The sequence below is a fragment of the Streptomyces sp. NPDC048506 genome (assembly GCF_040651315.1).
Lineage (GTDB): Bacteria > Actinomycetota > Actinomycetes > Streptomycetales > Streptomycetaceae > Streptomyces.
Map to the genome: position 1 here is coordinate 129,958 of NZ_JBEZIX010000008.1, position 26,220 is coordinate 156,177.

The 26,220-nt window shown below is 72.6% G+C and carries 21 protein-coding genes; 10 read left to right on the forward strand and 11 right to left on the reverse strand.

Features of this window, described 5'->3' with window-relative positions; translation table 11 throughout:
• The first annotated feature begins 49 nt into the window (after window positions 1-49).
• Together AB0C96_RS08590 and AB0C96_RS08595 are read left to right on the forward strand one after the other, a co-directional pair.
• Window positions 50-1,330 (forward strand): PP2C family protein-serine/threonine phosphatase, encoded by a 1,281-nt coding sequence (locus AB0C96_RS08590; protein ID WP_362915053.1) that lies wholly within the window; start codon window positions 50-52, stop codon window positions 1,328-1,330.
• 142 nt (window positions 1,331-1,472) lie between these two features.
• Window positions 1,473-2,840, forward strand: a complete 1,368-nt coding sequence (locus AB0C96_RS08595; protein WP_362915055.1) for a DUF5685 family protein — start codon at window positions 1,473-1,475, stop codon at window positions 2,838-2,840.
• Between the two features lie 177 nt (window positions 2,841-3,017).
• On the opposite strand, the gene AB0C96_RS08600 is transcribed toward AB0C96_RS08595, so the two are convergent.
• Together AB0C96_RS08600 and AB0C96_RS08605 are read right to left on the reverse strand one after the other, a co-directional pair.
• The gene (locus tag AB0C96_RS08600; protein WP_362915057.1) at window positions 3,018-3,851 is read right to left on the reverse strand and encodes a hypothetical protein; all 834 of its coding nucleotides are present in this window, start codon (window positions 3,849-3,851) and stop codon (window positions 3,018-3,020) included.
• Complete coding sequence (locus AB0C96_RS08605; protein ID WP_362915059.1) at window positions 3,851-5,125, reverse strand: VWA domain-containing protein; 1,275 nt, start codon at window positions 5,123-5,125, stop codon at window positions 3,851-3,853. Before AB0C96_RS08605 ends, AB0C96_RS08600 begins: the two co-directional genes overlap by 1 nt.
• Window positions 5,126-5,404: 279 nt before the next feature.
• Between AB0C96_RS08605 and AB0C96_RS08610 the strand changes: the two genes are divergently transcribed.
• Entirely contained in the window at window positions 5,405-6,022 is a 618-nt protein-coding gene (locus AB0C96_RS08610; RefSeq protein ID WP_362915061.1) for a hypothetical protein, read from the forward strand.
• 181 nt (window positions 6,023-6,203) lie between these two features.
• The gene (locus AB0C96_RS08615) at window positions 6,204-7,064 is read left to right on the forward strand and encodes a hypothetical protein (protein WP_362915063.1); all 861 of its coding nucleotides are present in this window, start codon (window positions 6,204-6,206) and stop codon (window positions 7,062-7,064) included.
• Between the two features lie 94 nt (window positions 7,065-7,158).
• On the opposite strand, the gene AB0C96_RS08620 is transcribed toward AB0C96_RS08615, so the two are convergent.
• Window positions 7,159-9,372 (reverse strand): SpoIIE family protein phosphatase, encoded by a 2,214-nt coding sequence (locus AB0C96_RS08620; RefSeq protein ID WP_362915064.1) that lies wholly within the window; start codon window positions 9,370-9,372, stop codon window positions 7,159-7,161.
• A 256-nt stretch (window positions 9,373-9,628) separates the two neighbouring features.
• Between AB0C96_RS08620 and AB0C96_RS08625 the strand changes: the two genes are divergently transcribed.
• The gene (locus tag AB0C96_RS08625; RefSeq protein WP_362915066.1) at window positions 9,629-11,605 is read left to right on the forward strand and encodes an amino acid transporter; all 1,977 of its coding nucleotides are present in this window, start codon (window positions 9,629-9,631) and stop codon (window positions 11,603-11,605) included.
• A gap of 91 nt (window positions 11,606-11,696) precedes the next feature.
• Here AB0C96_RS08625 and AB0C96_RS08630 read toward each other — a convergent pair whose 3' ends face one another.
• Together AB0C96_RS08630 and aceA are read right to left on the reverse strand one after the other, a co-directional pair.
• The gene (locus tag AB0C96_RS08630; RefSeq protein WP_362915067.1) at window positions 11,697-13,361 is read right to left on the reverse strand and encodes a BBE domain-containing protein; all 1,665 of its coding nucleotides are present in this window, start codon (window positions 13,359-13,361) and stop codon (window positions 11,697-11,699) included.
• Window positions 13,362-13,701: 340 nt separating this feature from the next.
• Entirely contained in the window at window positions 13,702-14,985 is a 1,284-nt protein-coding gene (aceA, locus tag AB0C96_RS08635) for an isocitrate lyase (protein WP_362915069.1), read from the reverse strand.
• A 399-nt stretch (window positions 14,986-15,384) separates the two neighbouring features.
• On the opposite strand from aceA, the gene AB0C96_RS08640 reads away from it, so the two are divergent.
• Entirely contained in the window at window positions 15,385-16,842 is a 1,458-nt protein-coding gene (locus AB0C96_RS08640) for a short-chain fatty acyl-CoA regulator family protein (protein WP_362915071.1), read from the forward strand.
• Window positions 16,832-17,941 (forward strand): CapA family protein, encoded by a 1,110-nt coding sequence (locus AB0C96_RS08645; protein ID WP_362915073.1) that lies wholly within the window; start codon window positions 16,832-16,834, stop codon window positions 17,939-17,941. Before AB0C96_RS08640 ends, AB0C96_RS08645 begins: the two co-directional genes overlap by 11 nt.
• Window positions 17,942-17,986: 45 nt before the next feature.
• Here the strand turns inward: AB0C96_RS08645 and AB0C96_RS08650 are convergent, their stop codons facing one another.
• The 5 genes from AB0C96_RS08650 to AB0C96_RS08670 form a co-directional block, all read right to left on the reverse strand.
• Window positions 17,987-18,196, reverse strand: coding sequence for a ferredoxin (locus tag AB0C96_RS08650; RefSeq protein ID WP_362915074.1), 210 nt, complete (start codon window positions 18,194-18,196; stop codon window positions 17,987-17,989).
• A 6-nt stretch (window positions 18,197-18,202) separates the two neighbouring features.
• On the reverse strand, window positions 18,203-19,423 hold the full coding sequence (locus AB0C96_RS08655; RefSeq protein WP_362915076.1) for a cytochrome P450: 1,221 nt from the start codon (window positions 19,421-19,423) through the stop codon (window positions 18,203-18,205).
• Window positions 19,424-19,489: 66 nt separating this feature from the next.
• Window positions 19,490-20,113: a TetR/AcrR family transcriptional regulator gene (locus AB0C96_RS08660; RefSeq protein WP_362915078.1), complete on the reverse strand. Its 624-nt coding sequence runs from the start codon at window positions 20,111-20,113 to the stop codon at window positions 19,490-19,492.
• A 118-nt stretch (window positions 20,114-20,231) separates the two neighbouring features.
• Window positions 20,232-21,506: an acyl-CoA dehydrogenase gene (locus AB0C96_RS08665; RefSeq protein ID WP_362915080.1), complete on the reverse strand. Its 1,275-nt coding sequence runs from the start codon at window positions 21,504-21,506 to the stop codon at window positions 20,232-20,234.
• A 154-nt stretch (window positions 21,507-21,660) separates the two neighbouring features.
• On the reverse strand, window positions 21,661-22,119 hold the full coding sequence (locus tag AB0C96_RS08670) for an Rrf2 family transcriptional regulator (RefSeq protein WP_362915082.1): 459 nt from the start codon (window positions 22,117-22,119) through the stop codon (window positions 21,661-21,663).
• A gap of 482 nt (window positions 22,120-22,601) precedes the next feature.
• On the opposite strand from AB0C96_RS08670, the gene AB0C96_RS08675 reads away from it, so the two are divergent.
• Both AB0C96_RS08675 and AB0C96_RS08680 read left to right on the forward strand, forming a co-directional pair.
• Entirely contained in the window at window positions 22,602-23,468 is an 867-nt protein-coding gene (locus AB0C96_RS08675) for a glutathione S-transferase C-terminal domain-containing protein (RefSeq protein WP_362915083.1), read from the forward strand.
• A gap of 119 nt (window positions 23,469-23,587) precedes the next feature.
• Window positions 23,588-23,794, forward strand: coding sequence for a hypothetical protein (locus AB0C96_RS08680; protein WP_362915085.1), 207 nt, complete (start codon window positions 23,588-23,590; stop codon window positions 23,792-23,794).
• A 23-nt stretch (window positions 23,795-23,817) separates the two neighbouring features.
• Here the strand turns inward: AB0C96_RS08680 and AB0C96_RS08685 are convergent, their stop codons facing one another.
• A complete protein-coding gene (locus AB0C96_RS08685) occupies window positions 23,818-25,464 on the reverse strand; it encodes an APC family permease (RefSeq protein ID WP_362915087.1) in 1,647 nt (548 codons plus the stop codon).
• A 230-nt stretch (window positions 25,465-25,694) separates the two neighbouring features.
• Here AB0C96_RS08685 and AB0C96_RS08690 point away from each other — a divergent pair, with 230 nt between their 5' ends.
• Window positions 25,695-26,213 (forward strand): histidine phosphatase family protein, encoded by a 519-nt coding sequence (locus tag AB0C96_RS08690; protein WP_362915089.1) that lies wholly within the window; start codon window positions 25,695-25,697, stop codon window positions 26,211-26,213.
• The last annotated feature ends 7 nt before the right edge of the window (window positions 26,214-26,220 follow it).

Sequence of the window (26,220 nt, forward strand, 5' to 3'; positions counted from 1 at the left end):
TGAGACGGCGGATCCGCTCGACGCGGAACGCGGCGCCCTGGAGGTGGCCTTGTCGAACCGGGACGGCTCGGACGCCGGTCGGGACGCCGACCTCGCACGCGTACTGGCCCGTCTGCGGGTGGTGGAGGAAGCGGCCGAGCGGATCGGCACCACCCTGGACGAGCAGACGACCTGCGCCGAGCTGTCCCGGTTCCTGTGTCGGCACCTGTGCGACGCCGCCGCGGTCGACCTGCTGTCCGAGGACGTCACCGCGGCACGGGACCCGGTCCGGCCGGCGCTGCGGCGGGTGGCGTCCGCGGGCCTGGTGAAGGTGCTTCAGGCGCGCTTCACCGACGACGGGACCGGGCCGCCCGACGGCGGACCGCCCTTGCTGCGGGCGCTGGCCGAGGGGCGCCCGATCGCCGTCGGCGCGGTCCTGTCCGGCGGGATGTCCGCCCAGGCCCTCTCGGTGCCGCTGGTCGCGCACGGCCGCCGCTACGGCGCGCTGCTCGCCCTCCGCGCGGGCGGCAGCTTCGCCGACGAGGAGGTCACCACGGTCCACCACGTGGCACGGCTGGCCGCCGCCCACCTCGCCCACGCCCGCCGGTACGCCTCGGTGCAGCGCACCGCGATGGACCTGCAACGGGCGCTGCTCGCCGAACCGGGCCGGCCGCACCCCAACCTGGAACTCGCCACCCGCTACCTGCCGTCCGGCACCAGCGCCCTGGTCGGCGGCGACTGGTTCGAAACCGTACGGCTCCACTACGGGCGCACCCTCCTCGTCATGGGCGACGTCATGGGACACGGACTCGACGCCGCGGTCGACATGAACGCCTACCGCTCCACCCTCCGCTATGTCGCCTCGACCGACCTGCCGCCGCATCGCGTGCTGCGCCAACTGGACACCGCGGTGGCCGAGGACGAGTCCCGCCGGCCGGCCACCTGTCTGCTGGCCCGGATCGATCCGGCCCGCGGCATCGCCGGGTTCGCCAGCGCCGGCCACCTCCCTCCGGTGGTCTTCGGCCCGGACGGCACCGCCGACCTGCTGCGGGTGCCCGTCGGCCCGCCCCTGGGGACCGGGATCGGCGGCTACGACATGGTCACCCGCACCCTCACGCCCGACGACACCCTGTTGATGTTCACCGACGGGCTCGTCGAGCGCCGCGGTGAGGACATCGACGCCTCCCTGGCTCGGCTGGCCCGGCTGCGGCTGCCCGCCGGGGCCGGCGTCGAGGAGGCGCTCGACGAGGCGCTGTTGCACCTCGACGGGATGCACGCCGAGGACGACGTGGCCGTGCTCGCCGCACGGATGCGCCGGCACCCGGGGCCGGGGCAGACCGACCACGTTTGACGTCTGACGGTACGTCAGCCACTACCTCCCGAGCCCTCTCGGGGGCGTGTGTCGAGGTCAGGCCCACAGTCGGTACGATCTTCAGCGCCTGCCGGGCCATCTCGCCCGGGCCGGCCGTTCCGACGTCTCACGGGGGTTTCACATGTTCGGAATCGTCAGGCCTTGTACCCATCGCCTGTCCCAAGGGCTCAAGGCCGAGTGGATGGCCCATCTGTGCGGCCTCTGTCTCGCGCTGCGCGCCGACCACGGCCAGTTCGCCCGGGTCGTCACCAACTACGACGGATTGATCATCTCCGTACTGACGGACGCCCAGTCGGGGCACGTCGCGGACCACCGCCGTACCGCCGGCCCCTGCCCGCTCCGGGGCATGCGGACCGCTTCGGTGGCCAAGGGGGAGGGCGCGCGGCTCGCCGCCTCGGTGTCCCTCGTGCTGGCCTCGGCGAAGATACGTGACCACGTCGCCGACCGGAACGGCCTGTTGCGCCGCCGGCCGGTGGCCGCCGCGGCGCGCAAGGTCGCCGCGGGGTGGGACCGCGCCGGGGCGCGCACCGGCGCCAGCCTCGGCTTCGACACCGCGGTCCTGGTCGACGCCGTCGACCGTCAGCTGGGCATCGAGCAGTTGGCCGGTCCGGGCACGCCCCTGACCGTCATCACCGAACCGACCGAGACCGCGACCGCCGCCGCCTTCGCGCACACCGCGGTGCTGGCGGGCCGCCCGGGCAACGCCGAGCCGCTGGCCGAGGCAGGCCGGCTCTTCGGCCGGCTGGCCCACCTGCTCGACGCCGTGGAGGACCGCGCCGCGGACGCCGCCGAGGGCGCCTGGAACCCGCTCACCGCCACCGGCGCCAGCACCACGCAGGCCCGCCGGCTGTGCGACGACGCGCTGCACGGCATCCGACTCGCGCTCCGCGACGTGGAGTTCACCGACTCCTCCCTGGTGCACGTGCTGCTGGTGCACGAGCTGCGCCGCTCGGTGGACCGGGCCTTCGGCACCTCCGCCTGCGCCCATCTGGGACACGGCGCGCAGGGCCCGGTGGCAGCGGGCCCGTACGACGGCCAGGGCGGCAACCCGTACCAGCAGGGCAATCCGTACCAGCAGGGGAACCCGTACCAGCAAGGCCACGGCCAGCCGCCGTACGGCCAGGCCGCGGCCGCCGGTCCGTACGCCCAGGGCCAGCAGCAGCTGAACGGACCTCAGCACCCCTACGGCGGCGGCGCGGTGCCGCCCGGTGGACGGGGCGGCGACGGCTACGGCGGCGGCCCCGGTGGTGGGGGCGGCGGTCTCCCGCACTTCCCGCACCAGCCCAAGCAGCCCCGCGGCTTCTTCGCCGGCTGCGCGGTCGCCATCGGCCTGTGCTGCACCTGCAAGCTGTGCTGTGCGGAGGAGTACGAGGGCCCCTGGTCGCGCAAGAAGCGTGAGGGCTGCTGCCAGGACTGCGACTGCGGCGACTGCTGTAACGGTTGCAGCTGTTGCGAGTGCTGTGAGTGTTGCAGCTGCTGCGACTGCTGACCGGCCCGCTGCGGCGACCGCCGGCCGGTGACCGTCGGCTCCTCGGTTCGAGGGGGGTGCCCCAGCCGTGCCCCGTCCCGTCGGCGAACGGGACGGCCGGTGAACGGGGCGGCCGATGAACAGGGCCCGGCGAAATGGGGGGGCGGCCACGGATGCTGCCGTGACCGCCCCCGGGAATCAGGCGCCCGGTGGCACCCGTGACGGACGGCCGGACCCACGGGTGACCCGGTAGCCGGCGATGCCCGCGAGCGCGGCCAGGGCACCGCCCGCCGCGGTCCAGATCCAGCGGTCGGACCACCAGCCCGACGACCAACCGCCGTCCGGCTCGGCCGAGGCCGCCGCGGGCCGCGGCGACGGGCTGCCGCTGCTCTCCTCCTGCGGCGTGGCGGCCCCGGCGCCGGGCACCAGGGGAGCAGCCAGCGCACCGTCGACCGCATGGGCCCCGCCCTGGTCGGCGGTGCCCGCCACGACCTCGGCGTGGACCGGCTGCCCCAGGTCCTCCTGCGGCAGATCGACGACCGTCAGCCGCACGTAATAGCTGCCCGGCAGCGGGTCGTTCGACCACGGCTCCGCCCAACCGCGGACCGTGCGCAGCGTGCAGGACAGCTCGACCGAGCCGGCGTCCTGCGCCGCGGTCCTGGACGGGGCGCCGTACGTGCACGCCTGCCGGCGGCGCAGCCCGTCGTAGACGTCGAGCCGCCAGGTGGCCGCACCGTGCCGGCCGGCGGCCGGCGGGAGCGTCACCTTGGCCTTGACCGTGGCGCGCTGCCCGGCGTCGACCGGCAGCACCCAGTAGAGGTAGTCGCCGGTGGAGGCGTCGGCCGTGGCGGGCTGGTCCGGCTTGACGGCGGTCGCCGTGCGGAAGGAGGTGCCGGCCTCGGTGGGCCCGGCAGTGTCGCCGTCACTCGCGCTCGGGCTCGGTGCGGGGCTGTCGGCCAGGGCGGGACCCACCGGACCGAGCAGGCCGGCGGCGGCCAGCACGACGGTGGTCAATGTGCGTGCGGTACGCATCAGTTGGTCCTCCAGACGGTGACGCGCCAACGGGAGATCCAGCCCCACACCAGGCCGGCCACCAGCCCCGCGAGGGCCAGCGAGACCAGCAGCCACCAGCCGTGACCGAGGCCGAAGGAGGCCGCGTCCGAGGCGTCGCGGGGACCGTCGACGAGGTCGACGGCCAGCTCGACCGGCAGGCCCGGGTCGGTCTTGACCGAGGCGGGCGCCGAGAAGGAGTTGCTGACCTGTAGGCAGACCGTCTCCGCCGGTGCCTGGTCCATGCCGTCGGGGGCGTCGGTCTCCGCCTTGGGGTACCGCAGCCCGGACGAGATCACGTCGGTACGTCCGTAGCCCGCCTCCGAGCCGCGGACGATCTCCCGCCCGTGCACGGTCGAGGCCTGTAGCAGGACCCCGTAGTCGTTGTTGACGGCGCGGTCGGCGGCGATGCTCACCGACGCGCGCAGCTCCTGCCCCGGCCGGACGTCCACCCGGTACCAGCGGTGCTCGGCGAACTTCTCGCGGTCGCTGTAGAGGCCGGGCTTGAGCTTCGGGGCGTCGGCGCACGCCTGGGTTCCCCTGGCGGGCACCGGGGTGACGACGGGATCGGCGGCCCGGTCCACCAACTGGTGCACCCGGTCGCGCAGTTCCTTGGTGTGCTGCACGGAGGTGTACGTCCCGCCGGTGGCCTCCGCGATGCAGCTCAGCTGCTTACGGGTCTTGGCGTCGGGCAGCAGCCCCAGGGTGTCGACGGTGAGGTGGATGCCCTGGGCCGCGATGTCCCGGGCCACCTGGCAGGGGTCGAGCGGGGCGCAGGTGTCCTCGCCGTCCGTGATCAACACGATCCGGCGGGTTCCGTCACCGCCCTTGAGGTCCTGGGCGGCTCCGAGCAGGGCGGGGCCGATGGGCGTCCAGCCGGTGGGCGTCAGCGTCGCCACCGCGGTCTTCGCCTCGGTCCGGTCCAGCGGTCCGACCGGGTAGAGCTGGCGGGTGTCCTTGCAGCCCACCTTCCGGTCCTCGCCCCGGTAGTTGGCACCGAGCGTCCGTATGCCGAGCTGGACGTCGTGCGGCACGGCGTCCAGCACCTCGTTGAACGCCTGCTTGGCGGCGGCCATCCGGCTCTGGCCGTCGATGTCGCGGGCCCGCATCGAGCCGCTGACGTCGAGCGTCAACTCGACCTTGGGGGAGGGTTTCGCATCCGGCTCGTCGGCGCCGGCGGGCGTGGGAAGAAGGGCGACAGCCAGCGCGGCGAGCACCCCGCACACCCCGGCCGCCAGCCGTTTTCTTGTGATCATCGCTGGATCGTATGGAGAAATCCCGCCGGCGCCAAAACGGTTCGTGCCCGGTCGGCCGGACCGGTCGTCCGACGCCCCGGCGACGTCCTCGGCGACGTTCTCGGCGGCCTCCTCGGCAACGGCCGGGACGGCGTCGCGAGAGGGACGGGGTGACGGCGCGGGGTGACGACGGGGCCGGCGGGGTGGAACCGAATCCGGACGCCGTGCGTTGCTCCTAGTGCGCGCCAACTCACCCGGGGTCGTGGGCCCTTGGGACGGCAACGCAACGGGGGAACCACCATGGCACATCGGAAGAGGCAGCGTCAGTCGCTCCGTGCCGCCGCGGTCGTGGCGGCGCTGATCGCGGCAGCGGGGTGCGCACACAGCGCGTCGGAGGCGCCCGGAGCGTCCGGCCGGCACTTCGGGAACGGCCGGCCCACGGTCGGGGCCGGCCACAGTGCCGCGCCCGATGCGGCGGAGTCCTCGTCCGGCATCGGCCGGCAGAGCGACCACATGGCGGCGGGCGGCGCGGAGTCGGGCGGCGCGGCCGGCGGCGCGCCCGGCTACGGCGGTGACCCGGTGCCGCCGGTCGCGCCGCCACCCGTGGACAACGACCGCCCGCCGGCGGCCGGCGGCGGGGTGGATCCGAGTGGCGGGGGCGACGGCGGCAGCGGCGACGTCGGAGGGGCCGGAGACATCGGAGGGGACGGAGGCGGGGAACTCCCGCCCTGCTCCTCCGTGGACGAGTCCCCGTCCTCCTCCCCGGAACCGTCGTCGGACCCGACCGCCTCACCGTCCGCCTCGTCCGAGGCACCCGGGGACGCTGCGCCCTCGCCTTCCGCGCCGCCCTCTTCCTCGTCCGACACCGACCCGTCCGCTTCGCCGACCGAGAGCTGCATATCCCCTTCGGCATCGTGAGCCGGGCCCCGGCGAAGTGGAGCAGGTGATGCCCGTGACCGACGGACCGGACCGACGGCGTCCCACCCGCCGTTCCTCCCCTCCCGCACGGCAGGCGCGGCCGCCGCGGGTGCGGCCGCCGTCCCCGCCGGGCGTGCGATCGCCGTCCCCGCCGGGCGTGCGATCGCCGTCCCCGCCGGGCGTGCCGCGCACATCGCCCGTCGCGGGGGAGCGCACGGCCGCCGGTCTGCTCGGCATCGTCGTCACCCAGGCCTCCTTCCTCGTCGCCCTCATGTACTTCCTCGGCGCGCTCTACCTGACGGCCTACTACCACTACTTCCGCCTGGACTCCTTCAGCCTGGGCTTCGGATTCGCCGAAGTGGCCCTCCAGAGCCTGAACTTGGTGAGCGCCCCGGTGGCGATCGTCGGCACGCTCGCCGTTCTGGCCGCACGTCACCTGGCGAGCAGGCAGGACGCGGACGAGGACGCCGACCGGGGACGCCTCGCCCGCGCGGTGGAGCGGCCGCTGCGCGCGGTGGCCCGGGCGCACCGCTACGTCGTCGGAACAGGCCTGGTGCTCCTCCTCCTGTGGTCGTACCTCGCTCCTCAGCAATGGATCGCCCCCCTGCTGCTGGGGGTCGGCGTGTTCCTCGGGCAGACCCCCTGGGCCCGCGAGGGTGCGGCCCCGCCGGCCACCCTGTGGGGCAAGGCCGTGCCCGTCTTCGCGGCCGGTCTGCTGGTGATGTGGTCGCTCAGCCTCGCCACCAGCGAACTCGGCGAGCAGGAGGCTCGGCAGGCCGGTGACCACCTCACCCGCCGTACCGCGGTGGTGGTCCTGAGCGCCGACCGTCTCAGCCTGGCCGGGCCCGGGCTGAGGGTGACGGACCTCGGTGCCAAAGTGCACTTCCGCTACCGCTACACCGGCCTCCGCCGGCTCATCGACCGCAACGGCAGCTACTACCTGCTGCCGCTCGGCTGGAACCCCGGGACCGGAACTACCTATGTGATCCAGGACGATGACGGCATCCGCATCGAATTGATGCCGGGCACCCAACAGAGGTGAGCCGGAACCGCTCCCGGGTGGAGCCGGCCGCGGCCCGTGCACACCAGGCCCGTGGGGCGGAAGACGCGGGACGGGGAAGACGGCACACCTGGTGTCAGGTGGCGGTCAGGACCAGCGCCGCCTGGTCGTCGGGCGTGGAGTCGCCGGCGAATGCGGTGACCGCGGCCGTCACGGAGTGGACCAGGGCCCTGGCCGTGGGGGAGGCGGTCGGTACGGCGGCGAGGGCGGCGACCAGGCGCTGGTCGTCGAAGAGTTCGCCGTCGGGGGAGCGGGCTTCGGTGATGCCGTCGGTGACGAGCACCAGACTGTCGCCCGGGGAGAGTTCGATGTGGCAGGGAGCGCCCTCGATGTCAGGGCCGATGCCCAGGAGCAGCCCCGGCTCGGCGAGCTCCTCGACCGTGCCGTCGGCGCGGCGCACGAGCGGCGGGACGTGCCCGGCGCGCATCAGGTCCAGGGTGAGGTGGGCGGCGGTACGCCGCAGTTCGCCGTAGACGAGCGAGACGAAGTTGTCCTCCGTGGTGCTCTCGGTGAGCGCGTCGTTGATGGCGGCGACCACGGCCGCCGGGTCGTCGAGCAGCCGGGCAGCGGCCCGCGCGGTGTGGCGGACCATACCGGTGGTGGTGGCGGCCGGTGCGCCGCGCCCGCAGACGTCGCCGATCATCAGCCCCCAGCGGTCGCCGGGCAGTGGGAAGACGTCGTAGAAGTCGCCGCCCACGTCGAGCCCCTCACCGGCCGGGTGGTACGACGCGGCCAGATCGGCGCCGGGGATCGAGGGGAGTTCGGGCGGCAGCAGGCCGGCCTGGAGGTCGCGGGAGAGCCGCACGCGATCGGTGAACTGGTGGGCGTTGTCGGCGCTGGAGGCGGCCCGGCGGGCCAGCTCTTCGGCGAGGGCGATGACGTGGCCGTCGAGGGGCCGGTCGGGGGCCAGGAGCGTCAGTACGCCGAAGGTGCGGCCGCGGGTGGACAGCGGTACGCAGGCGTAGTCGATGACGGCGGGGCGTCCGACGGCGGCGTCGGGGTGGTCGCGGGCCTGGTCGGGGCCGGTTTCGGCGCTGCGGCGGGGCCGGCCGGTCTCGGTGGTGCCACAGGCCAGTACGCGGGCGACCGCGGTGTCGATCTCGTCGCGTACGGCGTGGGAGGCGAGGAGGGACTCCGCGGCGTCGCTGGCGGCGGCGACGGCGATCCGTCGGGTACGGCCGTCCTCCAGGACGTGCACGGTGCACAGCGGCGCCAGGGTGGGCACGGTCAGCCGCGCCATGCACTGGAGGCACTCGAAGTAGTGCGGCTCGCGGGTGATGGCGGTGCTGGCGTCCAGGACGAAGGCCAGGTCCTCCCGGGCGGCCTTCTCCCGCTCCTGCGCGGCGTGCTCGGCCGCCACGGCGCGGTGGCGTTCGATGGCCAGCGCGGTGACCCGGGCGAACGCGGCGCTCAGCGCCACGTCCTTGTCCTCGGGCGCCTTGGGCGTGCGGTGGTACATCGCGAAGGTGCCCAGCAGCCTGCCCTCCGAGTCCAGGATCGGGGTGGACCAGCAGGCGGCCACGCCGGCCTGCCGGGCCAGGTCCTGGAAGCCGTCCCAGCGGGGGTCGGTGGCGATGTCGCTGACGATCACGGGGGCGCGCAGATAGGCGGCGGTGCCGCAGGAGCCCACGTCCGGACCGACGGCGATCCCGTCGATGGTCTCGTTGTAGAAGTCGGGCAGGCTGGGGCCGGTGCCGTGCCGCAGGTGCCGGCCGTCGGGGTCGGCGAGCAGCACGGAGACGATCAGCTCGGGGGAGAGCTCCTCGATCGCCCGGGCCATGCCGGTCAGGATCTCGTCGAGCGGGGCGTCGCGGGCGATCTGCTCCAGCAGCAGACGTTGCTCGGCCGCCAGGAGCTGGGCGTGGTGGTAGGGGGTGGTCTCCACGGCGATGACCACCACCCCGTCGATCCGGCCGTCCGCATCGCGCCGGGGTTCGTAGGTGAAGTCGAAGTACCCCTCCCGCTCCGCCCCCGGCGCGCCCAGTACCAGCCGCCCGCTGCGGTTCCGGTACGGGGTGCCGGTGCGGTAGACGGTGTCCAGCCGGTCCAGCACACCCTGCGGCCCCAGCTCCGGGAACAGCTCGCCGATCGGTGCGCCGGTGCGCCCGCGCGCGCCGCCGAGGGCGTCGAAGAACGCCGGATTCGCCGCCTCCAGCACGTGCCGTGGGCCGCTCAGCGCAGCGAAGATCACCGGGGCCTGATCGAACAGGTCCTCGTACTCCTCGTGCCGCGGAAGTGCCGACCTGGAGTCCTCGGTGGGGGATACCAGGCGATCCGGCGATATGGACATGACAGGCCGCCTCTCTGGCGGGCGCCGGCCGCGCCGTCGAGTCCTCCCTTCACTCTGCTACACACCGCACCGCGGACGCCAGCGAGCGGCCCGGGGGCCGATCGGCCGACTGCACCCACCTGCCGGGACACGAGCGCGGCATTCCGCCGATGGCCACGGCCACGGGGACTGGGTTCCGTACCCTGACGTGGCCGTCGGGTCGATGGCTGGATTCTGTCGATGGCTGGATTCTCTAGTGTTACGACGGGAGCGCACGATGGCCGCCTCTGCCCCTGCCCCTGCCCCCTCGCCCACCGGGGCCACGGCGCGGCATCGGTTCCGGGCGTGGCTGCTGGAGGGCCTGACCGACATGGCCAAGCGCCATCCCGGTCCGCATGCCGGTCCGCAGAGCGCGCACGAGGGGCAGCGCTGGTGGCGGGTGATGTGCCTGACCGGTGTGGACTACTTCTCCACCCTCGGCTATCAGCCGGGCATCGCGGCGCTGGCCGCCGGGCTGTTGTCGCCGGTGGCCACCATCGTTCTGGTCATCGTGACGCTCGCCGGCGCGCTCCCGGTCTACCGGCGGGTGGCGAAGGAGAGCCCGCACGGCCAGGGTTCGATCGCGATGCTGGAGCGGCTGCTGTCCTTCTGGAAGGGCAAGCTGTTCGTGCTGACGCTGCTGGGTTTCGCGGCCACCGACTTCCTGATCACCATCACCCTGTCGGCCGCCGACGCCGCCACCCACCTCGTGGAGAACCCGCACGTCAGCAGCGTGCTGCACGACCAGCAGATGACCATCACGCTGACCCTGGTCGCGCTGCTGGGCGCGGTCTTCCTCAAGGGGTTCCTGGAGGCGATCGGCGTGGCGGTCGCCCTGGTCGGCCTCTATCTGGCCCTGAACGTGGTCGTGGTCGTGGCCGGACTGTGGCATGTGCTCGCCGCTCCCCATGTCGTCGCCGACTGGTCCCATGCGCTGACCGTGGAGCACGGCGATGCCCTGGCGATGGTCGGGGTGGCCCTGCTGGTCTTCCCGAAGCTGGCGCTGGGGCTGTCCGGATTCGAGACGGGCGTGGCGGTCATGCCGCACATCGAGGGCGATGCGGGGGACACCGAGGAGCGCCCGGTGGGGCGGATCAGGGGCGCGAGGAAGCTGTTGACCACCGCCGCCGTGATCATGAGCGTCTTCCTCATCATCACCAGCTTCATCACCACCCTCCTCATCCCCGAGGACGCGTTCAAGCCCGGCGGGTCCGCGAACGGGCGGGCGCTGGCGTATCTGGCGCACGAGTACCTGGGCTCCGCCTTCGGGACCGTCTACGACCTGTCCACCATCGCCATCCTGTGGTTCGCCGGCGCCTCGGCCATGGCCGGGCTGCTGAACCTCATGCCGCAGTACCTGCCCCGCTACGGCATGGCACCGCACTGGGCGAGGGCGGTGCGCCCGATGGTGCTGGTCTTCACCCTCGTCGCGTTCCTGGTCACCTGGATCTTCGACGCCGACGTGGACGCCCAGGGCGGCGCCTACGCCACCGGCGTCCTGGTGCTGATCAGCTCCGCCGCGATCGCCGTGACCATCGCCTCCCACCGCGCCGGCCAGCGCGGCTGGACCATCGGCTTCGCCGCCATCTCCCTGGTCTTCCTCTACACGACCGTCGCGAACGTCATCGAGCGGCCGGACGGTGTGAAGATCGGCGCCTGCTTCATCGCCGGGATCATCCTGGTGTCCTTCCTCTCCCGCCTCGCCCGCGCCTTTGAGCTCCGGGTGTCCAGCGTCGTCCTCGACCCGATGGCGGAGCGGTTCGTCCGCGACGTCGCCCACCGCAAGATCCGCTTCATCGCGAACGAACCCGACCAGCGCGACCTGGCCGAGTACCGCGACAAACTCCACCAGATCTGCACCGACAACGACCTGAAGACCGAGGACGACTTCGTCTTCGTCGAGGTCACCGTCGGCGACCCCTCGGAATTCGAGAGCGAACTGCACGTCCGCGGCGAGGTCCTGCACAACCGTTACCGGGTGCTCGCCCTGGAGAGCTCCACCGTCTCCAATGCGCTGGCCGCGCTGCTGCTGCACGTCCGTGACACCACCGGGCAGCGGCCGCACATCTACTTCGAGTGGACCGAGGGCAACCCCCTCGCGCAGTTCCTGCGCTTCTTCCTCTTCGGCCAGGGCGAGGTCGCCCCCGTCACTCGTGAGGTTCTCCGCGAGGCCGAACCCGACCGCTCCCGCCGCCCACGGGTGCACGTCGGCTGACCGCGCCCCCGCAGACCGGACACCCCACCGACCAGACACCCCGCCGACCGGACACCCCCGCAGACCGGACACCCGGCGCGGCGCCCGTGGATCAGTGGGTGAACGGCTGGACGGACTGGGCGTGACGGAAGACGTTGCGCGGGTCCCAGCGCTCCTTCACCTCCTGGAGACGGTGGTAGTTGTCGCCGTAGTAGAGACGGTGCGAGGGCTGGCCGGAGGTGTTCCAGTCGGGGTCGTCGAGGTCGGTGTCGGGGTAGTTGATGTAGCAGCCGTCGGTCACCGGCACCGGCTGTCCGTCGCCGGGGTCATCGGTCGGCGCCAGCACCGGCACGCCGCCGGTGTCCTTGTAGACCTCGCGATAGAACTCGCGGATCCAGCGCAGATGCGGTGCCGCGATCGAGGGGTCGACGTCCGCGTCGTGGAAGTCGGCGACACCGTCGTCGTTGGAGTCCACCTTCCAGCTCCAGTACGTCTGGTACTGCAACTTCAGTACCGAGCTGCGCTGGTAGACGGCGGTGTCGGCGCTCTCGGGGAGGTTCATCGCGCCGCCGTAGGAGTCGACCTGGAGGAGCGCCTGCGGGTTCTCGTACTCCGGGTCCGTCAGCGCCGCGAAGATGGCGTCCAGCTGCGCTTCGGTGAATCCACGGGTCATGTACGCCGACTTGTACTTGCCGCACTGGTTGTCGCCGGAGCCGTTGAGCGTCTGGGTGGCCGTGAGCCAGGGCAGTCTGGTGGGCACGTGCAGTCCGCCCATCGGTGCGTGCTCGCCCATCCGGCGGTCCAGCGGAGTGGGGGCGACGCCCAGGTCCTGGGTGATCCAGTTCAGGAAGGCGTTCAACCGGGCGACGCTGTCCGGCCGGGTGGCGTCGAGCTGGGTGATCAGACCGACCTTGCCGTTGCTGTGATGGGTCAGCTTGAGCAGAGTGAACATGTCGGTGTAGTCGGCGCGCAGGGGCTCCGGGAGCCGAGGGGTGTTCTCGTACTCGTAGAACAGCCCGTAGTTGCGCACCAGGGACTTGAAGCCCTCCGGATCGTCCCGGAGGTCGTCCCACGGCCAGGCGATGGCGTGCAGCAGGACGTCGCTCGGGGGTTTGGGCAGGCCCTTGAACCAGTAGCGGGTGACCACGCCGAAGTTGCCGCCGCCCCCGCCGGTGTGCGCCCACCACAGGTCCCGCAACTCCTCCTCGGGTGAGTCGCGGCGGGCGACCACCACCTCCGCGTGCTGCCCGTCGCGGACGACGACCACCTCGACCGCGTAGAGGTAGTCCACCGTCAGCCCGTGCTGCCGGGACAGCAGCCCGTACCCGCCGCCGGAGACATGCCCTCCGGCGGCGACCGAGTAGCACGATCCGCCGGGGAGGGCCACGCCGAACGGGGCGTAGAGGTGGGTGGCGACATGCCAGTTGTTCGCGCCGGCCTCGACGCAGTAGGCGCCCATCTCCTGGTCCAGATACGCCCGGTCCATCTGGCCGAGGTCGAGGATCACGCCGACGTCGTCGCTGCAGACGAAGTTCTCGTAGCAGTGGCCGCCCGAACGGACCGTGAGGCGCCGATCGAGGCTCTCGTCACAACGGTGGTCCGCCAGGTACTTGTTGAGCGCCGCGACCACCTCGTCGGTGCGGCTCACCACTGACACGTAGTCAGGTGTGGCGATGAAGCGCTGGTTGAACCCCCTTCTGAGGGCCTGGTAGCGGGCGTCCCCTGGGCCCACTTCCGTACCGTATTCGGTTCCGGTCCTGGTCGGGTAGGCGGCCATGCGGTCTCCCTGGTCTCCCTGTGGCGATGGCGCGTCGGCGGCGCGGACGGCACCACGCGACAACGTTCTGTAGTCGATGACTACTATCCGTGATCGCTCGTGGGCTGGGAATGCCCGGAACGTGTCCCTCCGAATGTGCCGGGTTGACGACCGTGCCCGCGCGCAACAGGGGTGCGGGGCAGCCTCAGTCCTCTGCCCCGCACCCCTGTCACAGCAGCCGTGGCCCCTCAGCCCCGGCGGCCCACCGGGCCCCTCGGTCCCGGTCGTCCACGGCGTTCCCGCGCGCAACCGCGCCTGAGGGAACCGCCCCTGGTGGAATCGCTCCCCGCGGAACCCGCTCCTAGTGGAACTGCTCCTCCTCGGTGGATCCGGCGAGCGCGGTGGTCGAGGAGGCCGGATTGAGTGCGGTGGAGACCTGGTCGAAGTAGCCGGTGCCGACCTCGCGCTGGTGCCTGACGGCGGTGAAGCCGTGGCGCTGGGCGGCGAACTCCCGTTCCTGGAGGTCGACATACGCGGTCATGCCGTGCTCGGCATAGCCTCGGGCCAGGTCGAACATCCCGTGGTTGAGGGAGTGGAATCCGGCCAGGGTGATGAACTGGAAGCGGTAGCCCATCGCGCCCAGCTCCCGCTGGAACTTGGCGATCTGGTCGTCGTCGAGTGCGGCCTTCCAGTTGAAGGACGGCGAGCAGTTGTAGGCCAGCAGTTGGTCCGGGTACCGGGCGTGGATCGCCTCCGCGAACTCGCGGGCCTGCGCCAGGTCCGGGGTGCCGGTCTCGACCCACAGGAGATCCGCGTACGGGGCGTAGGCCAGGCCTCGGGCGATGACCGGCGCCATGCCGTTGCGGACGTGGTAGAAGCCCTCCGCGGTGCGCTCGCCGGTGACGAACTCGGCGTCGCGCTCGTCGACGTCGCTGGTCAGCAGGTTGGCCGCCAGGGCGTCGGTGCGGGCGACGATGACGGTCGGCACATCGGCGATGTCGGCGGCGAGGCGGGCCGCGTTGAGGGTGCGCACGTGCTGCGCGGTCGGCACCAGGACCTTGCCGCCGAGGTGGCCGCATTTCTTCTCGGAGGCGAGCTGGTCCTCGTAGTGGATGCCCGCCGCACCGGCCGCGATCATCGCCTTGGTCAGTTCGAAGGCGTTGAGCGGACCGCCGAAGCCGGCCTCGGCGTCGGCGACGATCGGCACGAGCCAGTCCGTGGTGTCGCCGGCGTCTTCCGCGGTGGCGATCTGGTCGGCGCGCAGCAGCGCGTTGTTGATCCGGCGCACCACCTGGGGAACGGAGTTGGCGGGGTACAGACTCTGATCGGGGTAGGTGTGGCCGGCCTGGTTGGCGTCGGCGGCGACCTGCCAGCCGGAGAGGTAGACGGCCTGGAGCCCGGCCTTCACCTGCTGCACCGCCTGCCCACCGGTGAGCGCGCCCAGCGCGTGGATGTAGTCCTGCTCGTGCAGCTGCCGCCACAGCCGCTCGGCGCCGCGCCGGGCCAGCGTGTGCTCCTCGCGGACGCTGCCGGACAGCCGCACCACGTCCTCGGCCCGGTACGTCCGCTCGACTCCGGCCCAGCGGGGGTCCGTTGCCCACCGCCGTGCCAGCTGTTCGGCCGTCGTCGTTGCTGCCTGAACCATGACCGTCTCCCGGGGTCGCCTGAAATCGCCGTGGATCGTGTGCCCGCGGACCGTGCGCCTGCGAACTGTGCGAAGCACGGCACTGAGTGCCGCACCGTCCGTTGCGATGCCCGCCGAACCCCTCCCGGTGTGTGGAGAGGTGAGCAATGCGCCCGGGTGGCCGGCTCGGAAATCCAGGGTCTACGACGTCAGGGCGCGTATCCGCCCCGGATTTCCGCTCCGGCCGCCGGGGTCCGGCGGGCCGCACCACGACTCTGACATTGGCACTGGGTGCCAACAACCATGGACGTCTGCCAACTTCCGCGCATCTTCCGATGCCTTCTTGCCAACTTTGCGAAGGTGCATACCCGCCTGTGCCCGGTACTGCCTAAGCTCCCGCCGGAACGAAGGGACGGTGTTGTGGGCAAGACCTACGCAGGGACGCGGCTGCGCCGGCTGCGCGAGGAACGAGGGCTGAGCCAGGCCGCACTGGCACGCATGCTCGCGATCTCGCCCAGCTACCTCAACCAGATGGAACACGACGCGCGGCCGCTGACCGTACCGGTGCTGCTGCGGCTCACCGAGACGTTCGGCGTCGACCCGGGCTTCTTCTCGGAGCGCGACACCAGCCGGCTCCTGGCCGACCTGCGCGAGGCGCTCGCGGACGAGGTCACCGCCGCCCGGGTGTCGCCCGCCGACCTCTCGGAACTGGCCTCCCGGCTGCCGGCGGTCGCCGGCGTCCTGCTCGACCTCGGCCGCCGCAACCAGACCCTCGCCGAGCGGCTGGCCGAGGCGACGGACGGCCGGGACCACGGCAACGCGGCCGCGCCCCGCCCGCCGCACGAGGAGATCCGGGAGTTCTTCTACCGGCGCCGGAACTACCTGCACGACCTGGACCTCGCGGCCGAAACGCTCGCCGACGACCTCGGCATCCGCCCCGGCGAGGTGCTGCGCACCCTCGCCACCCGGCTCGCCGAGAAGCACGGCGTCCGCCTGGCCGCCGACTCCGGCCGCCGTCTGCACCACTACGACCCGACCGCCCGGGTGCTGCACCTCTCCCACCGCCTGCGACCGGGCCAGCAGGCCTTCCGCATGGCCACCCAGCTGGCCCTGCTGGAGTTCGCGGACGCGCTCTCCGCGCTCGCCTCCGAGGACTACGAGGAGGGCTCCACCACCTGGTTGCTCGCCCGGATCGGCATCGCCAACTACACCGCCGCCGCGCTGATCCTCCCCTACCGCGCCTTCCACGCCGCGGCCGAGGAGATGCGCTACGACCTGGAGCGCCTCACCGACCGCTTCGGCCTCGGCTACGAGACGGTCTGCCACCGCCTGAGCACCCTCCAGCGCCCCCGTCTGCGCGGAGTGCCGTTCTCCTTCGTCCGGGTCGACCGCGCCGGCAACATGTCAAAACGGCAGTCCGCGACCGGCTTCCACTTCTCCCGGGCGGGCGGCACCTGCCCGCTGTGGAACGTCTACGAGGCGTTCGCCGCGCCCGGCCGCATCCAGGTCCAGATCGCCGCGATGCCGGACGGGCAGCGCTACTTGTGGACCGCCCGCACCGTCACCCGGCACCGCGGCGGCTGGGGCGAACCGGGCAAGAGCTTCGCCATCGGCCTCGGCTGCGAGACCCGGCACGCCTCCCGACTCGTCTACTCCGACGGCCTCGACCTCGACAACGCCTCGGCCGCCACACCCATCGGCATGGGCTGCCGCATCTGCGAACGCCTGGACTGCCCCCAGCGCGCGGTACCGCCGCTGGGCCGCCCGCTCGCCGTGGACGAGCACAGCAGCACCTTCGTGCCGTACCCCGTCCGCGTACCGGAACCCCGACCGGGCTCCTCCCCAAATCCCGACCTAGCCTGGAGGAATGGGCGGTGACCCGATCACCGTGTTCCTCTGCGGTGACGTCATGCTCGGCCGCGGTGTCGACCAGATCCTTCCGCACCCGGGCGACCCCGAGCTGCGCGAGGGGTACGTCCGCGACGCCCGCGTCTACGTCGACCTCGCGGAGGTGGTCAACGGCCCCGTTCCCCGTCCGGTCGACTTCGCCTGGCCGTGGGGAGCGGCGCTGGGGGTGCTCGACCGGGTCGCCCCCGCCGCCCGGGTGATCAATCTGGAGACCAGCGTCACCCGCAGTGGCGCCTTCGCCCCCGGCAAGGCCGTCCACTACCGGATGAACCCGGCGAACCTCCCGTGCCTGACCGCCGCCCGCCCCGACGTCTGCGTACTGGCCAACAACCACGTCCTGGACTTCGACCGCAGCGGACTGGCCGAGACGCTCGACGCGTTGGCGGGCGCCGGGCTGCGCACGGCAGGGGCCGGCCGGGACGCCGAGGCCGCGGGGTGCCCGGCCGTCGTGCCGTTCGACGGGGGGCGGGTGTTGGTGTTCGCGTGCGGGATGCCGTCCAGCGGGATTCCGCACTCCTGGGCGGCGGCCGAGGACCGCAGCGGGGTCGCCTTCGTGGACGGGCCGACCCGGGCCGCGGCGGCCGAGCTCGCCGACCGCGTACGGCGGGCCAAGCGCCCGGGAGACCTCGCGGTGGCCTCGATCCACTGGGGCCCCAACTGGGGCTACGGCGCCTCCCGCGCCGAGCTGGACTTCGCGCACGCACTCCTCGACGGCGACGTGGACATCGTCCACGGGCACTCCGCCCACCACCCGCGCGCCCTGGAGGTCTACCAGGGCAAGCTCCTCGTCCACGGCTGCGGCGACTTCATCGACGACTACGAGGGCATCACCGGCTACGAGGAGTACCGGGACGACCTGCGGCTGCTCTTCCTCGTCTCGGTGGAGCCGGACACCGGCCGGCTGCACGACCTGCGGATCACCCCCCTACAGGCCCGGCGGATGCGGCTGGAGCGCCCCTCGGACGAGGACCTCCGCTGGGTGCAGCGGCTCCTGGAGCGGATCGGCGTCGGCTTCCGCCCGGGCATCGCCGCCGACCAGGAGGGCGGCTTCACGCTGTGGCCCTGCTGAGGCGGGGCGGCGGCATCGGCGGGAGCGGCGCGCGCTCGGCACGGCTCAGTGCGGTGCGTCGTCCTCCACGATCCGGATGACCGCATTCGGGCACAGGGCCGCGGCGCGGCGGGCCGCGCCGTGCAGCTCGGGCGGCGGCTCGTCGTTCAGGACCACGACCGTGCCGTCCTCCTCCGACTGGTCGAAGATCCCCGGAGCGCTGAGCGCGCACTGTCCGGCCCCGCGGCAGCGGGAGTGGTCGATGTGGATGCGCACGGTGGCTCACCCCCAGGTCAGTGGAAGGGCGTGCACGCCGTAGATCACCATGTCGTCGCGGAGCGGGACGCGGTCCGCCGGGACGGCCAGCCGCAGCGCCGGGAAGCGGCGGAGGAGTGCGGGGATGGCGATCTCCATCTCCACCCGCGCCAGCTGCTGGCCCAGGCACTGGTGGACGCCGTGCCCGAACGCCACGTGCTGCGAGGGTTCGCGGGCCAGGTCGAGGGCGTCGGGCCGGTCGAACTGCTCGGCGTCCCGGTTGGCGGCGGCCAGCGAGGCGACCACGGTCTCGCCCGCGCGGATCCGCCGCCCGGCGATCTCGACGTCCTGCTTCGCGACCCGGACGGTGCCGAACTGCACGATGGTGAGGTAGCGCAGCAGCTCCTCGACGGCGTGTTGGACGCCCTCGGGGTGGGCGCGCAGGGCGTCGAGCTGCTCGGGGTGCGTCAGCAGGGTGTAGGTGCCGAGCGCCAGCATGTTCGCGGTGGTCTCGTGCCCGGCGACCAGCAGCAGACGCCCGATCCCCGCCAGTTCGTCGTCGTCCATCGCGTCCTCGGGGGCTTCGTTCCCCCTGGCGATCAGGTGGCTGAGCAGGGCGTCATCGGGGTGGGTGCGTTTGTCGACGACGAGGTCGTGCACATAGGTGCGCAGTGCGACGCGGGCCGCGAGCGCCTCGGCCTCGGTCGTGTGCAGTCCGAGCAGCGTCGAGGTCCAGCGCTGGAACGTGGTCCGGTCCGCGTACGGGACGCCGAGCAGTTCGCAGATCACGAGTGACGGGACCGGCAGGGCGAAGGCGGGGACGAGGTCCACCGGAGGGCCGTTGCGTGCCATCGCGTCCAGGTGGCCGGTGACGATCTGCTCGATCCTCGGGGCCAGCGCCCGCATGCGCCGCACGGTGAAGTAGCGGGTGAGGATCCGCCGGTAACGGGTGTGCTCCGGAGGGTCCATGGTGAGGAGCACGCCGGCGCGCTCTTCGGCCTCCACGGGGCGGATCGCGACGCTCCGCACGGGCAGCGAGGCCCGGGCACGGTCCGCGCTGAACCGGTCGTCCGCGAGCAGCGCGCGGACGTCCTGATGGCGGGTGAGCAGCCAGCCGGTCTTGCCGTCCGGGAAGGCCAGCCGGCTGACCGGATCCCGTTCCCGCAGCCGCCGGTACGCCTCCGGCGGATCGAACGGGCAGTCGCGGCGCGTCGGCAGCGGTGCCGGGGCGAGCTGGGTGGCGCACATGGGAACGCTCCCTCCAACCTGCGGCGAGAATCGCAACCCCTGCTCCCAGAGTAGTACGAAACTGTACTATTCGGGCCTCTCTCCTGATGTGCTCAGCAGGGGCGTCAGCAGCCCGTCCACGATCCGGTCGACCAGGGCACGGCTCGGCTCCTCGTCCAGCACCAGCACATGCATCAACAGCAGCGCGAACGGCAGCTCCAGCGCCAGCTCCTCATCGATCCGCGGCGCGATCTCCCCGCGCCGGCGGGCCCTGGCCAGAGCCGCCTCCGCCGCCCGTCGGATCGGGCTGCCGAGCCGATCCCTGCGCAGCCGGGCGAGCTCCTCGTCGCGCCGGCTGCCCTCCAGCAGCGCCAGCATCAGCCCCCGGTCCCGCGCGTCCCAGCCCGCCAGCCACGACAGCAGCACCTGACGCAGATCGCCGACCAGCGAACCGGTGTCCGGGCCGGTGACCACCGGCTGGTGCTCCTGTAGCGCGGCCACCACCAGCTCCGCCTTCGACGGCCACCGCTGGTACAGGGTCGCCTTGCTCGCCCTGGCGCGCTGCGCGACCAGGTCCATGGTGAACCGCTCGTACCCGACCTCGGCCAGCAGTCCCAGTACGACGTCGAACACCTCGCGCCGGCGCTCGGGATTGCTCAACGGCACCTTGTGCAGCCCGCCGCCGTCACCGCCGTGTCCACCCCGGTCCATACCGCCATCCTGCGGGCCGCGCAGGGGCGCCGCAGCCCGGGACGCGGGGCCGGCCGGCGCGGCGCCGACGGGCGCGCGGGCGCGGCGCGGGAGACCCGTCGGCGGGGCGCGGGGCGCGTCAGATGTGCAGCGTCAACGGAGGATGCGTCCCGTTCAGATAGTGGTCGCCGATGTCCCGGAGCCGGTGGGTGGGCGAGCACTGCGCCGTCAGGACGCGGGCATTGCGCCAGAACCTGTCGAAGCCGGGACCACCGGCGGGGGAGTCGGTGCCCTCGGTCAGTTCCAGGATGCGGGTGGTGATGTGCAGGGCGGACCTGCTCGTGACGGCCTCCGCCGCGGCGACCAGGACGGCGATGTCGGCGCGCTCCTCGACGTCGAGCGCCCGCCCCCTCAGCAGCCCCCTGGCCAGTGCCTCCGTCGCCGGTTCGACGACCGCCGCCGCCGTGTGCGCGGCGGCCACCAGTTCCCCGTAGGCGAGCAGGAGGTACGGATCGCCGCCGGGCTGCCCCGCGTACCCGCCGCCCTCCGTGCCCTCCGTCGGCAGCCAGGAGCGCGGCGCGGTGCGGCCGACGTCCCGGGCCTCGGCCAGCGCTCCTTCGGCGATCCCCAGGCCGACGTGGACGAGTGCGAGCCGGAGCGCCAGCGGTGCGAGCGTGGCGAACGGGGAGACGTCGTGCTCATCGTGCGGGACGGCACCGAGCACCTGGCCGGGGCGCACCGGGACGCCCTCGAAACCGAGGGTGCCGGCTCCGGTGAGCCGTTGGCCGAGGCGGTCGTGCGCCGGGACGGCCGTGACGCCGGGGTGGGCCGGGTCCACGAGGACGATCAGGGACTCGCCGGTGCCGGTGCACACCGCGCCGAGCACCAGCCGGTCGGCGACGGTGACGCCCGCGGCGAAGCTCCGGTGCCCGTTCAGGGCGTACCCGTCGGGTGTCGGGGTGAGGGTGAGCTCGGGGCCGCTCCCGGTCTCCGGCTCGGTCCCCGGAACGTCGGTGCTCCCGCCCCAGAGCCACTGCTCCTCGGCCGCCTGGAGTTCGAGCACGTCGGCCATCTCGGGGGTGCCGAAGAGCCGGGCGCTCCACGACAGGACGTAGTGGCGGCCGAGCAGTTCGCCGATGGAGCCGTCGGCCGCCGAGATCTCCCGGATGACCGCACAGGCGGTCCGCCAGTCGGCGCCCCGCCGCGGCGGGGCCGGCGGCAGCAACAGGGCCGGCAGCCCGGCCTCGCGCAGCCGGCAGAGTTCGTCGTGCGGAGGTTTGCCCGCCCGGTCGCGGGTGATCGCGTCGACCGCGAGGTCGTCCGCGACCTCACGGGTGATGCGCGGCCATATGCCGTCCCCCGAGGGGGAGTTGGTCGGATCGGTGGTGGGGCGCACTGCGGAAGTCTTCGGCATGGCGCCGGACACCGTCCCCTCTCGGATCCAGTTTCCCTAGTTTTCCCACTGGATTAGTAGGGAAAGAATGCGTCCGGAATCCGTTGACAGCAAGAGGTGTTCAAGGAGTGGACAGCCAGGTCTTGTGATTCGGACACCCGCTCAGGGTCGTTCGCTACGGGTTCGTCCAGGAGGCCGGGTCCTCGGCCAGCGCGGACACCCGGGCGGGCAGCTCGGCCGAGGCGACGTCGGCCAGTGACACGCCGTCGAGGATCTGGCGGACATTGGCCCGCAGCGCCACCCACAGGGGCAGCAGCGACTCGGCGGGTCCGGTGTACGACAACTCCGGTGGGCGCACGCCGCGTACCGACACCAGTGGCCCGTCCACGACGCGGATGACGTCCGCGATGCTGATCGCCTCCGGGGGCTTGGCCAGCCGGTAGCCGCCGTTGCCGCCGCGCTGGCTGAGGACCAGTCCGCCCCGGCGCATATCGTTCAGGATGCCTTCGAGGAACTTGTGCGGAATGTCCTGGGCTTCGGCGATCGCCTCCGCCTTGAGCGGGCCCGCGTCCCGGACGCCGGCGAGTTGCAGCGCGGCACGCACCGCATAGTCCGCTCTGGCCGAAATCCGCATGGCGGCATTATTCCGCAGGAGCGGGCCGGCCTGCGTCCGCGGGCCCCGCCCGCCGTCCGCTCCTCGCCCGTGGGGGCGCGAACCGCCCCCTCGCACCCCCCCCTTGACGCGGCTCGACGGCGGCTCGACACTCGACGCGGGAACCCTAGCGGACGGGTGGGAAAACATGGGGCGTGCAGGATCGGCCGCCAACCGCGCGGTGTGCGCGGTGCCGCCGCTCCCCCCGCTCACCTCGCGCCGGCACATCGACCTCCTGCGTGTGTGCAGCGCGGCAAGTCCCCTTCGCTGAGGCGGTAGCGCCCTCCGTCGCACCGCGTTCCCGTACCGCGTCGTCTCCCCGTCGCGTCCCCTCCACCCCGGGCCCGGGCCGACGCCGTCCCCTGCTTGCCATTTCCCGCACGTCTGCCCGCACATTCGCCGGTCCATCCGCCCCCGTACCTGCGAGGGCGGCCATGAGCCGGCCCCGGAACCCAGGGAGTCGCATGTCCGCCACGTCACAGACCACCCTTCCGTCCCTGCGGGGCAGGATCGGCTGCGACGCGCGCAGTGGCCACTACGCCGTGCCGCACCGCTATCGCCTGCACCTCTCGCTGTCCTGTCCGGACTGTCTGCGGATCGCCGTCACCCACAGCCTGCTGGACCTCGGTGACATCCTCCCGGTCACCCTGCTGCCCGCCGTCCCCGACGGTCCCGGAGGCGGCTACGCGGTACTGCGACCGTTGTACGAGGCCAGCTCGCACCAGCACCCCGGGCCGGCCGCGGCGCCGGTGCTCAGCGACGGCTGGACGGGCCGGATCGTCAGCGCCCACCCCTCCGACATCCTGCGGGACCTGGCCGAACGGTTCGGTGTGAACGGCCCCGTGCTCCACCCACCGCGGGCGGCGGAGGACATCGAGGCGCTCGGGCAGCTCTGCGAGCAGGACATCAACGAGGCCGCGCAGTGCGCCGGCCGGCTCGGTATCGACGGCTCGGCCCACGAGGCCGCGCTGGGCACCCTGCTCGGCGCGCTGGGCTCGCTGGAGCGGCGGCTGACCGGCCGCGACCACCTCTTCGGCGATGAACTCACCGCCGCCGACGTCCAGTTGTGGGTGACCCTGGTACAGCTCGACACGGTGCACCGCTGGCACCTGGACGCGGCAGCGGTGCACCGCATCGCCGAACACCGGCGGGTGTGGGCGTATGCGCGCCGACTGGCGGCCCTGCCCGCCTTCGGTGACCACCTCGACCTGGACGGCATCGCGCGCCGGCACCATGCGCGCTGCCAGGGGCGGGAGGCCGCCGGGGCGGCGGTGCAGATCGTGGACTGGACGGCCGCCCGCACCGGCACGCGGAGCACGCGCCGGCCCTGATCCGCCGGAGCCCGCTGCCGGACGCCGACCGGCCGGCGCCGTCCGCCGTCCATGCCCTGCCGGCCTTCTGCCCGGCGCTGCTACAGAACCTGCCCGAGCAGGAACAGCAGGACCTCGGGGTGGCCGTCGAGGCGCTGGCGGCCGGTGAAATGACGGTTACTCAGAAGTCGTACGCGCTGGGCCTGTTGCTCGTCGACGTGGTCGGGCCCGAGGTGCTCCAGAGCGCGGTGACGGCGCTGGACCAGGAGATCGGACCGGATCCGGAACCCGCGGTACGCGCTGCCGCACGGACGCGCGCGGCAGCGCCGCAACGGCTCTCCACCTGAGCGGCCGGGAGGTCGTCCCCCCGTCAGTGCCCCGGCACCACCTCGACCGAGCCGATGTACTCCTGGGTTGCCCCGTCCGGCAGCCGGACCCACTGCGCCCAGTAGTAGATCGCCAGGCTGAACACGGCGATGATCACCATGTCCCACCACAGCGGAAGCGCGTCCGTCGCCCCGCAGGACGCCTTGGACGCCGGCCCGGTGCTACAGAAACCGCCCTGCCAGGAGATCACGCCCAGCCCCAGCAGGTACACCGGCAGCCACTGCGCGGACTTCCAGTCCGCGTGCGGCGCTTTCGGGTTGAGCTTGAGCAGCGCCGAGCCGCCCAGCAGCAGATAGCCGAGCACGATCGCCACGCCGAGCCGCCACAGGGTGTCCCAGCCGGCCCAGTAGATGATCAGGTTCGACACGATGAACGCCACCGGCGACCAGAACGTCCCGCCGGGCAGGCGGTACGGCCGCGGTCGGTGCGGATCCTGTTTGCGCAGGCAGCCGAAGGCGAGCGGGCCGCCCGCGTACATCAGCACGCTCGCCGACGTGACGAACCCCACCAGCTTCTGCCAGGTCGGGAACGGCAGGAAGACGATCAATCCGACGACGAACGCGAAGAGCATGCCGAACCACGGCACACCGCGCTTGGTGGTGCGCTCGAAGATCGCCGGTACGTAGCCGTTGCGCGACAGGCCGTAGGAGACCCGGGAGGTCGCCGTCACGTAGATCAGGCCGGTGCCGGACGGCGAGACCACCGCGTCGACGTACAGCAGCGTGGCCAGCCAGCCGAGCCCGACGGCGGTGGCCAGGCCGGCGAACGGTCCCGCCTTGCCGGCGAACGACAGGTTGGCCCAGCCGTGGATGAAGGCGCTGTGCGGCAGGGCGCCGATGAAGACCACCTGTAGTGCCACGTAGATCAGGGCGCCGATGAAGATCGAGCCGATCACCGCGCGGGGGATGTCCCGTGCCGGGTTGCGGCTCTCGCCCGCCAGTTGGTCGGCCTGCTCGAAACCCAGCAGGGCGAAGATGATGCCGCTGGTGCTGATCGCGGAGAGCACACCCTGTGCGCCGAACGGGGAGAAGCCCTGGTAGCCGAAGTTGTCGCCGTGGAAGGCGGTCGCGGCGAGCACGATGATGGTGAGGACGGGGACGAACACCTTCCACCACGTCGCCGCGCTGTTGGTGTGCGCGAGCCACTTGATGCCGAAGAAGTTGACGACGACGAAGAACGCCATGAAGGCGACGGCCAGGCCGTACCCGGCGGCGGTCAGCTGGTTCTCGCCGGACTGCACCCAGGGCGCGTGCACGCTGAGGTAGTTCAGCGACGCCATGACCTCGATCGGCGCCACGGTCACCGCCTGTAGCCAGGAGAACCAGCCGAAGGACGCACCGGCGGCGCTGCCGAACGCGTAGTGCGGGAAGCGCGCGGTGCCGCCCGCGACCGGGTACATGGCGCCCAGCTCGGCGTGGACGAAGGCCAGGATGATGATGGCGACGGCGCCGATCGCCCAGGAGACGAGGGCCGCCGTGCCGGCCGCCTGCGCGGCGTACAACGCCCCGAACAGCCAGCCGGACCCGATGATGGAGCCCTCCGACGCCCAGATCAGGCCGATCAGTCCGATGTCGCGCTTGAGGCCCGGATTCCTGGGTGCGGCCGGGGCGGCTCCGGTGTGCATCTCCATGGTGCCCTCGATCTGATGCGGATGAGCGATGAGCCGCGGGCGCATAAGCGGTTACGGCGGGTTTGCCCCACTTTAGGAAAGGCGTACAGGTGGCAGCCGCGCCGCGCCGGACCCGCACCACGACTTCCCCCACCGACGCCCGGCCCGGCGCGGTGGGTGCGTGCGCCCGCCCCTGGGTGTGAAGCTGGGGGAGTGAGATCCCCGCTGGGTGACGATGGAGGGAGGCCCTCGTGGAAGCACTGCGCCGACTGGTCGTCCTGAGGCATGCGAAGTCCGCCTGGCCGCCGGACGTGGCGGACCACGACCGACCGCTCGCCGAGCGCGGACTGCGCGACGCGCCGGCCGCCGGACGCTGGCTGCGGGCCGCCGACTGCATCCCGGACCTGGTCGTCTGCTCGACCGCCGAACGCGCCCGGCAGACCTGGGAGCTCGCCGCCGAGCAACTCCCGGACCGACCCACCGTCCGCCATGAACCCCGCCTCTACGGCGCGGACCCGGCCGACCTGCTCGCCGTCGTACGCGAAACCCCGCCCGATGTGGGCACACTGCTGCTGGTCGGCCACAACCCCGCGGTCCAGGACCTGGTTCTGCTGCTCGCCCAGGAGGCGCTGAGCGACGCCCTCGAACGCACCCGGGAGAAGTTCCCGACCTGCGCGATCGCCGTCCTGGCCCAGCAGGACACCTGGCCGGCGGTCGCCGCGGGACGCGCCCTGCTCACCGACCTGGCGGTGGCCCGCGGACGAGAGTGAGACTTCG